Source organism: Rhodococcus sp. (in: high G+C Gram-positive bacteria) (assembly GCF_049286785.1).
GTDB lineage: Bacteria > Actinomycetota > Actinomycetes > Mycobacteriales > Mycobacteriaceae > Rhodococcus_F.
In genome coordinates this window covers 1-10,690 of record NZ_JBAQEO010000677.1, presented here as the reverse complement: position 1 = coordinate 10,690, position 10,690 = coordinate 1, and the positions used below count along the sequence as shown (strand labels likewise).

The 10,690-nt window shown below is 67.0% G+C and carries 10 protein-coding genes and 2 pseudogenes; 9 read left to right on the top strand and 3 right to left on the bottom strand.

The annotated features are described in order from the left end of the window. The 5 genes from WAW17_RS24525 to WAW17_RS24505 form a co-directional block, all read left to right on the top strand. A partial coding sequence (locus tag WAW17_RS24525) for an aminotransferase class V-fold PLP-dependent enzyme (protein WP_422335483.1) occupies window positions 1–545 on the top strand: 545 nt, incomplete at its 5' end. Then, a complete protein-coding gene (gene mnmA, locus WAW17_RS24520; RefSeq protein WP_422335482.1) occupies window positions 545–1,639 on the top strand; it encodes a tRNA 2-thiouridine(34) synthase MnmA in 1,095 nt (364 codons plus the stop codon). The genes WAW17_RS24525 and mnmA, both read left to right, overlap by 1 nt. Continuing rightward, window positions 1,636–2,655: a methionine synthase gene (locus WAW17_RS24515; RefSeq protein ID WP_422335481.1), complete on the top strand. Its 1,020-nt coding sequence runs from the start codon at window positions 1,636–1,638 to the stop codon at window positions 2,653–2,655. The genes mnmA and WAW17_RS24515 overlap by 4 nt, the downstream gene beginning before the upstream one ends. Window positions 2,656–2,696: 41 nt before the next feature. After that, complete coding sequence (ligA, locus tag WAW17_RS24510; RefSeq protein ID WP_422335480.1) at window positions 2,697–4,802, top strand: NAD-dependent DNA ligase LigA; 2,106 nt, start codon at window positions 2,697–2,699, stop codon at window positions 4,800–4,802. A gap of 328 nt (window positions 4,803–5,130) precedes the next feature. Further along, a complete protein-coding gene (locus WAW17_RS24505; protein WP_422335479.1) occupies window positions 5,131–5,619 on the top strand; it encodes a GNAT family N-acetyltransferase in 489 nt (162 codons plus the stop codon). Between the two features lie 21 nt (window positions 5,620–5,640). Here WAW17_RS24505 and WAW17_RS24500 read toward each other — a convergent pair whose 3' ends face one another. Next, window positions 5,641–6,291, bottom strand: coding sequence for an amino acid-binding protein (locus tag WAW17_RS24500; protein WP_422335484.1), 651 nt, complete (start codon window positions 6,289–6,291; stop codon window positions 5,641–5,643). Between the two features lie 197 nt (window positions 6,292–6,488). Between WAW17_RS24500 and WAW17_RS24495 the strand changes: the two genes are divergently transcribed. The 3 genes from WAW17_RS24495 (at window position 6,489) to gatA (ending at window position 8,507) form a co-directional block, all read left to right on the top strand. After that, window positions 6,489–6,668, top strand: a complete 180-nt coding sequence (locus tag WAW17_RS24495) for a hypothetical protein (RefSeq protein ID WP_422335478.1) — start codon at window positions 6,489–6,491, stop codon at window positions 6,666–6,668. A 61-nt stretch (window positions 6,669–6,729) separates the two neighbouring features. Beyond that, the gene (gatC, locus tag WAW17_RS24490) at window positions 6,730–7,029 is read left to right on the top strand and encodes an Asp-tRNA(Asn)/Glu-tRNA(Gln) amidotransferase subunit GatC (protein WP_422335477.1); all 300 of its coding nucleotides are present in this window, start codon (window positions 6,730–6,732) and stop codon (window positions 7,027–7,029) included. After that, window positions 7,026–8,507: an Asp-tRNA(Asn)/Glu-tRNA(Gln) amidotransferase subunit GatA gene (gatA, locus tag WAW17_RS24485; protein WP_422335476.1), complete on the top strand. Its 1,482-nt coding sequence runs from the start codon at window positions 7,026–7,028 to the stop codon at window positions 8,505–8,507. Before gatC ends, gatA begins: the two co-directional genes overlap by 4 nt. A 101-nt stretch (window positions 8,508–8,608) precedes the next feature. On the opposite strand, the pseudogene WAW17_RS24480 reads toward gatA, so the two are convergent. Together WAW17_RS24480 and WAW17_RS24475 are read right to left on the bottom strand one after the other, a co-directional pair. After that, window positions 8,609–9,952, bottom strand: a pseudogene (locus WAW17_RS24480) (alpha/beta-hydrolase family protein); the annotation flags it as partial. Further along, window positions 9,949–10,320, bottom strand: a complete 372-nt coding sequence (locus tag WAW17_RS24475) for a hypothetical protein (RefSeq protein WP_422335475.1) — start codon at window positions 10,318–10,320, stop codon at window positions 9,949–9,951. The pseudogene WAW17_RS24480 and the gene WAW17_RS24475, both read right to left, overlap by 4 nt. Window positions 10,321–10,421: 101 nt before the next feature. Between WAW17_RS24475 and WAW17_RS24470 the strand changes: the two are divergent. Continuing rightward, window positions 10,422–10,690: pseudogene (locus tag WAW17_RS24470) on the top strand (sensor histidine kinase); the annotation flags it as partial.

The following is a 10,690-nucleotide window of genomic DNA, read 5'->3' as shown; positions in this document are numbered from 1 at the left end:
TGCTGGGACGCCAGGTTCCGTGCGTGCCTCTGCTTCACGGCGGTGGCCATGAGCGCGACCTCCGGTCGGGTACGCCCGACACAGCCGGCGTCGTCGGCATGGCGGCGGCTCTGCGCTGTACGACTGCGGAACTGGACTCGCGTGCCGCCGAACTGAGCGTTCTCCGGGATCGGCTGATCGACGGAATTCGCGGCGTCGTTCCCGATGCCGTGCTGAACGGTCCCGTCGGCAGTGCGCGCCTTCCGGGGAATGTTCACTTCACGTTCCCGGGGTGCGAGGGCGATTCGCTGCTGATGCTGCTCGACGCCGCGGGTATCGAATGTTCGACGGGCTCGGCCTGCACCGCGGGTGTGGCAAGGCCCAGTCATGTTCTGATCGCCATGGGTACAGAGGCCGTCACTGCCCGTGGGTCGTTGCGGTTCTCGCTGGGCCATACCTCGACCGCCGCGGACGTTGACGCCGTGATCGCAGCGTTGCCGCAGGTGGTGGATCGGGCCCGCGCAGCCGGGCTCGCGAGTGTCGGAGCGCGTGGAGGGGATCGTTGATGCGAGTACTTGCGGCCATGAGTGGTGGGGTCGACTCCGCTGTCGCCGCGGCGAGGGCAGTTGCGGCAGGACACGACGTGGTGGGGGTTCATCTCGCACTGTCGGCCGAGCCGGGCACTCTGCGTACCGGCTCGCGGGGATGCTGTTCCAAGGAGGACGCGGGTGACGCTCGTCGCGCTGCGGATGTCCTCGGAATCCCGTTCTATGTATGGGATTTCGCGGATCGCTTCAAGGAAGACGTGATCGACGACTTCGTGGCGTCCTATGCGGCGGGACAGACGCCGAACCCGTGCCTGCGTTGCAACGAGAAGATCAAGTTCGCGGCTCTGGCCGACCGTGCCATCGCTCTCGGATTCGATGCGGTCGCCACAGGGCACTATGCGCAACTCGGAGACGGCGTGCTGCGCCGCGCCGTCGACCCTGACAAAGATCAGTCGTATGTCCTCGGCGTACTCACCGCCGAGCAGTTGTCACGGGCGATGTTCCCGGTGGGTGACACACCCAAGGAACAGATCCGCGAGGAGGCCGCCGAGCGCGGACTCGCGGTGGCGAACAAGCCGGACAGCCACGACATTTGCTTCATTCCGTCCGGTGACACCCGCGCGTTCCTCGGTGCGCGTATCGGAGTGCGGCCAGGCAGTGTGGTGGACGCCGATTCGGGCGAGGTCCTCGCCGAGCACCAGGGTGTGCACGGCTTCACTATCGGTCAGCGCAAGGGGCTCGGCGTCGAAGGACCCGCGGCCGACGGCCGGCCGCGGTATGTGACAGCTATCGAGCCCGATACCGGCACCGTCCGGGTGGGTTCCGCACGGGACCTCGAGGTGCACGCGATCACCGCGGAACGGGCGGTCTGGACCTCGGGCACCACGCCGGGCGAGCCGATGGAGTGTGTGGTGCAGGTTCGAGCGCACGGCGGGCTCGCCCGGGCAGTCGCCGAAGCGGTCGACGGTGGTATCGGCATCTCGCTGCGCGAACCTCTCACCGGGGTGGCGAAGGGTCAGGCCGTCGTCCTCTACCGGCCGGATCCCGCGGGCGACATCGTACTGGGAAGTGGAACGATCTCGGGTACCGAATTCGAACCGAACACGCTGTGACAGAAGAGATCTCCCTTGCCGGTGTCGTTACCGGGGTCGGTTCCTGGCCGGGTGCGGACCCGCGGGAGGCGGCACGGGTGATTCTCGGCGAGCTGGGAAATCTCCCCCATCTCGTCGAACTGCCCGCACGCGGACTGGGCGCCGATATGATCGGCCGCGCTGCCGCCCTGCTCGTCGATCTGCACGTGGACGTGTCGACGACGGCGTACCGCGTCGTCGCCCGGCGTGGATCCATTGCGAAGAGGGCCACCGATCTGCTGAACCAGGATCTCGACGCGCTCGAAGAGGCCTGGGAGACGGCCGGGTTCGGCGGCGCCGACTCCGTCGTGAAGGTGCAGGCAGTGGGTCCCCTCACCCTGGCTGCCGAGGTGGAACTCGGTACCGGCCACCGCGTCCTCACCGACCCGGGTGCCGTACGCGACTTCGCCGAATCGCTGGGTGAGGGCCTTGCGCGTCATGCCGCGGAGATCACTCGCAGACTCGGTTCGCGGGTGCTGATCCAATTCGACGAGCCGCGGTTGCCGGCCGTCCTGGCGGGCTCGCTCTCCGGTCGCACCCGGCTCGAAACGGTGCGCGCCATGCCCGAACCCGAAGCGCTCGCCGTGCTCGAGACCACCCTTGCGGGTGCGGGTGGGCCGACCGTCGTGCACTGCTGTTCCTCCGGGCTACCGACCGATCTCCTCCGCCGCAGCAGCGCACTCGCTGTCGGATTCGACGTGTCGCAGCTGACATCGGCGGATCTCGACGGCATCGGCGAACTGCTCGACGCGGGTAAGCAGCTGGCATTGGGCCTGGTTCCCGCGGTGGCTCCCGCAACCCCGGTGACCTGGAGGGATGCTGCCCGACCTGCGCTGACGCTGATCGACCGGCTCGGATTTCCGCGGACTGTATTGCGCAGCGTTGCGGTCACTCCGGCCTGCGGACTGGCCGGTGCAGACGAGGAATGGGGCCGAGAGGCGCTCAGGTTGTGCACCGAGGTGAGCAGTGCGTTCAGGGACGACCCCGAGACCTTGTGACCGGCTCTTTCGATGTCGGTAGGACCGGTTAATCTTCGGTGGTGAGTGAATCGACCGAAGCCTCCACACCTGCCCCCAGCGACGTGCGGGAGCGTTGGCACGAGCTGGCCGAGGAAGTGCGTGAGCATCAGTTCCGTTACTACGTCCGGGACGCACCGATCATTTCCGACGGCGCCTTCGATCTGCTGTTGGGGGAGTTGAACGCACTCGAAGAGCAATATCCGGATCTGCGGACCCCGGATTCGCCGACGCAACTGGTCGGCGGGGGTTTCGCTACCGATTTCACTTCCGTCGACCACCTCGAGCGGATGCTCAGCCTCGACAACGTCTTCACGGCGGACGACCTGCGTACGTGGGTCAGTCGCGTGGAGCAGGAAACCGGGCCCGATGTGCACTACCTGTGCGAGGTGAAGATCGACGGCGTGGCGCTCAGCCTGGTGTACGAGAACGGTCGGCTCGTGCGGGCCGCCACCCGCGGTGACGGACGCACCGGGGAAGAAGTGACGCTCAACGCGCTCACCATCGACGATATTCCCGAAAGACTCACCGCAACAGAGGAATATCCGTTGCCCACCCTCTTGGAGGTGCGCGGTGAGGTGTACTTCCGGCTCGAGGACTTCCTGGCCCTCAACGCGGCACTCGTCGAGGACGGTAAACCACCGTTCGCGAATCCACGGAACACGGCGGCGGGGTCTCTTCGCCAGAAAAATCCGGCGGTCACCGCGCGACGGCGGCTCGGCATGATCTGCCACGGACTCGGCCGGGTCGAGGGGTTCGATCCGGTGTCCCAGCACGGGGCGTATCTGGCGCTGGCGTCCTGGGGGTTGCCGGTGTCGCCTCACACCTCCCGGGTCCGGGGCGCCGATGCCGTCGTCGACAAGGTCCGGTACTGGGGCGAGCACCGGCACGACGTGGAGCATGAGATCGACGGTCTGGTGGTCAAGGTCGACGAGATGTCACTCCATCGGAGGCTGGGTTCCACCTCCCGTGCGCCGCGGTGGGCGATCGCCTACAAGTATCCGCCGGAGGAGGCCACCACCAAGCTGCTCGACATCCGGGTCAGCGTCGGCCGCACGGGCCGTGTCACCCCGTTCGCGTACATGGAGCCGATCACGATCGCGGGTTCGACGGTGTCCCTGGCCACTCTGCACAATGCGTCGGAGGTGAAGCGCAAAGGTGTGCTGATCGGCGACACCGTCGTTCTACGCAAGGCCGGGGACGTCATTCCCGAGGTCCTCGGGCCGGTGGTCGATGCACGCACGGGTGACGAGCACGCATTCGAGATGCCGACGCACTGCCCGGAGTGCGGCACCCTCCTGGCACCGGCGAAGGAGGGCGATGCCGACATCCGTTGTCCCAACCAGCAGTACTGCCCGGCACAGCTGCGGGAACGTGTCTTCCACGTTGCGGGGCGGGGGGCATTCGACATCGAGGTTCTCGGCTACGAGGCTGCGACCGGACTACTCGAGGCAGGGGTGATCGCCGACGAGGGTGACCTCTTCTCGCTCACCGAAACGGATCTGCTGAAGACGACCATCTTCCGTACCAAGGCGGGCGGACTGTCGGCCAACGGCCGTCGGCTGCTCGACAACCTGGATTCGGCCAAGGACAAACCGCTGTGGCGCGTGCTTGTGGCACTGTCGATCCGGCACGTGGGGCCCACGGCGGCGCGAGCGCTGGCCGGAGAGTTCGGATCGCTCGAGAGGATCCGGAACGCGTCCGTCGCAGAACTCGCAGCCGTGGACGGTGTCGGTGGCACCATCGCGGCCGCTGTCGCCGAGTGGTTCGCCGCCGAGTGGCATCTGCGGATCGTCGAGAAGTGGGCGGCCGCCGGGGTTCGGATGGAGGACCAACGAGACGAGTCGATTCCACGCAACCTCGAGGGCCTGTCCATCGTCGTGACAGGTTCACTGGAGACGTTCTCGCGAGACGAGGCGAAGGAGGCGATTCTGGCTCGCGGCGGCAAGGCTGCGGGTTCGGTGTCGAAGAAGACAGCCTTCGTGGTGGTCGGCGAATCACCGGGTTCGAAGCACGACAAGGCCATCGAACTCGGTGTGCCCGTTCTCGACGAGGCCGGGTTCCGCAGACTGCTCGATGGTGGTCCGGACGCTGTCGCAGAGACCGGCGCCGAGGACGACGACGACTGAGCCGCACATCGGCCGCGGAATTCTTGTCGCAGTGACGGCGAACGCCCCAACAATGAGATTCGTAACAACGACACGTCCCAGCCCCGTCTCTCAAATGTGTGCAGCCCTCGACGACGGTGGCGCGTCGGGAAACGTGCAGAAGGGTGTGGTTGCTGAAAACACCTCTGCACCATCGTTATCCGTCTGTGAACTTCGCTCCCGGTCGTCGAGGCGCGGATCGGGGCGGGGCATTCGGGGCCCCTTCCGCGGGTTCCTCACCGCGGCCTCCGCATCGGATCGGCTGTTGCCGTGTTTGGACACAACGCCCATTCCTGTCATAGTTCCGGACATGATCGAGATACGGGTTGCCACGCCGGACGAATACGAGATCGTGGGTGAATTGACGGTGATCGCGTATGTGGGTGGCGGGTTCGTCGATGCCGACGACCCGTACACGGACCGACTGCGTGATGCCGCCCGGCGCGCCGAGAAGGGCGATGTGTGGGTGGCCGTTTCGGACGGGAAGGTGGTGGGGTCGGTGACGATCGCCGAACCGTCCTCGCCGTACGCGGACGTGGCGGGGCCCGGCGAGCTCGAATTCCGGATGCTGGCGGTGTCGCCCGACGCCCGCGGAGTCGGCGTGGGGTCGGCTCTGGTGCGTCACGTTCTCGATGTCGCATACGATCGCGGTGATCGTGCGGTCGTCATGTCCACCCAGAAAGAAATGGAAGCGGCCCGGCGCATCTACGACCGCAACGGTTTCGTCCCTGCGCCGGAACGGAATTGGGAGCCTGTGCCGGGAATCGAACTGACCGTCCTGGTCCGCGAACTGGTCTGAGGCCGAGTCAGGCAGGAACGGTCAGCCGAGGACGGTCGCGATGATCCCGGCCAGGTAACCGAGCCGGGCGATCTCCGAGGGGCGGAACTCGGGCCCGCCGGGACGGCCCAGCATCAGCACACGGCCGGTGGTGCCCAGCGGCGCGGCCGCGAGGGTGGTGTTCATGTCGCGCCACACCTGCGGTACCCAGCTGCCCTCGTCGTCCAATGCGGTCGGTTTCTCGAGGGGCATCCACGGAATGTCCGTGGCATGGGTCTCGGGCGCACCCGAGCTCCCGACGACGCGATACGCGCCGTGCGGACCGACGTCGACCACCACGGACCATCCCACCCGCAGAACCCGTGGTGCGCCGTCGACGAGAACCTGAAGCCGGTCGTCGGCCGCCGTGGCCACCTGATCGATCAGCTCGAGTTCGCGGTGGGTGTCGAGAATCCCGGCGTAGGGACGAATGGAATCGACGGTGACGTCGGCGAGATTCTCGGCCGCCGTGATCAGGGTGTCGGGGAGCGATCCCGGTTCGACGTCGACCACGAGGTCGTCGATGGCGAATCCAGCACCTCGTTCCACCACGTCGAGCGACAAGATGTCAGCGCCCACCGATCCCAGAGCGACGGCGAGTGAGCCGAGGCTACCGGGCCGGTCGGGAAGCTGGACGCGAAGCAGATACGACACGTGCGTCCCTTTCACCACGAGATAGACGCGGGGGTACCTGCGACCCCCGTCGGTTCCCATCCTTGCACCTGATGTCGCCGAGTATGCGGTTCACCCCCCTGCTGCGGCCGCAACCCGGGCCGGTGGAAACACCACGTCTCCATTCGTGACCTCGGCGAAACGAATCGGCCTCATCTGCGAAACATGAGCCTCGAAACATGACCCTCGAAGCACGAGTGCACGAGCACCACGACTGCGGCAGTCACGAGGTCCGTCTCGGGACGTGTGGCGGCAGTGGGGTGCAGGAATTCCCGCGCTGGACGGATGCGGGAACGGCGGTGGCTGGCACGCTCCCCACCTTCCCGACCGCGAGGTTGCGGCGCTGGCTGCACAGCTGATCGGAGCACGCTCTAGGCTGGGACGGAATCAACTTCCGTACTACCTGAAAGGGGCCCTGCGGTGCCTGCCATCTCCCGTGACGAGGTCGCGCACCTCGCGCGGCTGTCTCGACTCGCCCTGTCCGACGCCGAACTCGACGGGTTCGCCGGTCAGCTGGACTCGATTCTCAGCCACGTGAAGGTGGTCACCGAGGTACCCGCGGACGACGTTCCGCCCATGGCCAACCCCAACGCGGTGACCAATGTGACGCGCCCCGACGTGATCGTTCCGGGACTCACCCCCGAGCAGGCGCTGTCCGGCGCCCCCGCTGTCGAACAGGATCGCTTCGCCGTTCCGCAGATTCTCGGAGAGGGCGAATGAGCGCCGAACTGACCACCCTCGACGCGGCAGATCTCGCATCGAAGATCCACAGCCGTGAGGTGTCGTCCGTCGAGATCACCCAGGCACATCTGGATCGGATCGCGGAGGTCGACGGTGGCCTGAACGCATTCCTGCACGTCGCGGGGGAGCAGGCCCTCGCCGCTGCCAAGGAAGTGGACAGCGCGCTCGCTGCCGGTGAGGCGCCCGCATCGCCGCTCGCCGGAGTGCCGCTGGCGCTCAAGGACATCTTCACCACCACCGATATGCCCACCACCTGCGGGTCGAGGTTGCTCGAGGGCTGGATCGCACCCTACGACTCCACGCTCACCGGCAAACTGCGTGCCGCGGGAATCCCGATTCTGGGCAAGACCAATCTCGACGAGTTCGCGATGGGCTCGTCCACCGAGAACTCCGCCTACGGTGCGACCCGCAACCCCTGGGACACCACACGCATCCCGGGCGGCTCGGGCGGCGGCAGTGCAGCGGCCCTGGCGTCCCGGCAGGCACCGCTGGCCATCGGAACCGACACCGGTGGTTCGATCCGGCAGCCGGCGGCGGTCACCGCGACCGTCGGCACCAAGCCCACCTACGGAACCGTCTCACGCTACGGCCTCGTCGCCTGCGCGTCCTCGCTCGACCAGGGCGGACCCTGCGGACGGACCGTGCTGGACACGGCACTGCTGCACGAGGTGATCGCGGGACACGATCCACGTGACTCCACGTCCATCGACACGCCGGTGCGTCCTGTGGTGGCAGCTGCACGTGAAGGCGCGAGCGGCAACCTGCAGGGCGTCACGGTGGGCGTCGTCAAGGAACTCCACTCAGACAGCTACCAGCCGGGCGTCATCTCGTCGTTCGACGCGGCCGTCGCGCAGCTCACCGAGCTGGGCGCCGAAGTGGTCGAGGTGTCGTGTCCCAACTTCGAATACGCCCTCGCCGCGTACTACCTGATCCTTCCGAGTGAGGTGTCGTCCAACCTCGCCCGTTTCGACGCGATGCGATACGGCATGCGGGTGGACGACGGCAACATGAGTGCCGACCAGGTGATGGCTGCCACGCGAGCCGCCGGCTTCGGTCCGGAAGTCAAGCGCCGCATCATGATCGGCACCTACGCGCTGTCCGCCGGCTACTATGACGCCTATTACGGCCAGGCGCTCAAGGTGCGCTCGCTGATCGCCCGCGACTTCGACAAGGCCTACGAGAAGGTCGATGTGCTGGTGTCGCCGACCAGTCCGTTCACCCCGTGGAAGCTGGGGGAGAAGGTGGACGATCCGCTCGCGATGTACCTGTCGGACCTGTGCACGCTCCCGACGAACCTGGCGGGTCACTGCGCTATGTCCGTGCCGTCCGGAATGTCAGCGGACGACGGTCTGCCGGTCGGCCTCCAGATCATGGCTCCGGCATTGGCCGATGAGCGTCTGTATCGCGTGGGTGCGGCGTACGAAGCTGCACGCGGCCCGGTCGGGTTACCCGCGTAGTCCGGAGGCGCGGAGACCTCTTCGCCGGTGCCGGACGGGCCATCCCGTCCGGCACCGGAGTTTTCTCGGCATACGGGTAACGCGGTTCCCTGCTCGGTGCCGTAGCGGTGACCGTGGCCGGGGGAGAAATTCAGTGCGGACACAAGGTCCACGGTGGTCTGCAGGAATGTGATGCCCGGAATCCATTGGGGCACCGGCGCATCGCGCACCGCGTGTGCCAGATCGGGTCGGTGCAGAATCAGATCCGGTGACCACCACACCACGGGGTCGGACGTATTCGCCAGCACCGTGGCCCCGTCCAGGTGCACCGAACCGGCAGGCGGGCCGGCCCACAGTGCGCCACAGACGTGTTCGCCGGCCCGGCCCGTTCGGTCGAACAATGCGCTTCCGCCGACGGAGCCGAGGCTCTGGCCATAGATGTACACGCTCGGCCGGTGGTGTTCGGTCATGGTGGCGATATGGTCGGTGATCGCTGCGACCACCGCGACGGCCGACTCGTCGGCGGCGGATCGCCTGAAAACGAAGGTCATCCAGCTGGGCAGATACGAATACTGGACACCGACAATCGCCACGTCGCCGGCGAAGCGCTCCTCGAAGCCCTCTGCGGCGTTCTCGTCGATCCATCCCGATCCGGTGGGCACGGTGATCACGATCGCGGACCGGTCGAAACCTCCGGCGCGTTCGAGTTCCGATACCGCAAGTGCAGCACGGCTTTCCGTGTCGGAGGCCGAGTTCGTTCCGACGTAGGTCCGGATACTCCCAGCCCCGTCACCGGATGCGACGAAACGGCGCCCCTGACGTCCCAGCGACTCCCAGCTCACCACGGAGCCGGGGCTGCCGGATCGTTCGGTGGCCACCGGACGGCGCGTGGACACCTCGATCACCGCGTCGGAGTCGCTGTACCGCTCGGACATCAGCCCCCATACGGCCGGCCCGACGACGAGTCGAAGCGTCGCCGCGAGGAGAACGAGGGTGGTTGTGCCGCCGATCCGGCCGAGAAGGCGGGCCACCCGGCGGAGGGCGACGCCGATGCCGATGAGGATCGCGAACGTGACAGTGGCACCGACTATCACCTGTATCCAGTGGACGGGGCCGACGTCCGGCATGCCCATCGCCGCCCGGAGCGAATCCTGCCAGTGATCGGCCGCTACGATCGTCCATGCCCCGAGGACGAGTGCGCCGAACAGCGTGAGAATCCGGAACGATTCCCGGGACAGGCGGTGGGCCGGTGTGTGTGCGAGCGGTAGGCGCAGTCGCCGGAGGAGTACCACGACTGTGAGTCCTGATGCGGCGAGCAGGCCCGTGAACACCGCCTGGGCCGCCGCGCTTCTGGGTAGCAGCGACGGGGTGAGAAACACGCGAATCAGCGCGGTGACCGCGAGGGTCGAGGAGACGCGGGGCAGTGCGGTGACGTGATCGGCCTGCGGGAGAACGCCGGCGGTCATGCGACCACTCCGACGGGGTGCGCCGTGCGGCGCAGTGACCATCCCGTTCCGGCCATCAGGATGACGCCGATTCCTCCGGCGAGCCCGTACCGCAGTCCCGATTCGGTGACCGGCGCCGAATATCCTTGACGCCAGCTGTTTCCAGCGACCGCAGTGGTCGCGACGTTCGCCATGAGGAAGCAGGTCCCGCGGGACTGCGGATCGGTGCGGCTGTCACAAGCGGCATGCATGCGCCGATCGAGTTGCGCATCGAGGCTCTGCCGCGCCCACGGGCCCAGATCCTCCCCGGAGAGCGAGGCGTAGCGGAGAAGGTCGTACCCGAGGTCGTGTGCCCTGCATGACGTGTCGAACTCGGCAGGCAATGTCACCGGTGACGAGCAGTCACCATCCGGGTCGACGAGGATGCTGTCGAACCTGGGCGGTGTGTAGCCGATGACGGTGTCGAAGTCCGCCGGGATCGCATAGGCCGTTGACGGTGGTCGGGATGCGGGCGGCCGTTCCGGTTGTGGGGGTGGCGTGGATCTCGACGGTCCTGCTGTTTCTCGCGGATAACCCGGGCACCAACGGCCGCGGATGGGCGGTGGGACTCACCGCCCTCGTCATCTTCGGTCTCCTGATCCGCTGGCTGGTGCTCTCGCGCCTGCAACTCGCGCGGCAGGAGGAAGTGAGCGAACTCGAGCGCACCCGCCGCACCATTCTGGAAGAGAAGGCGCGGATCGCACGGGACTTGCACGACAT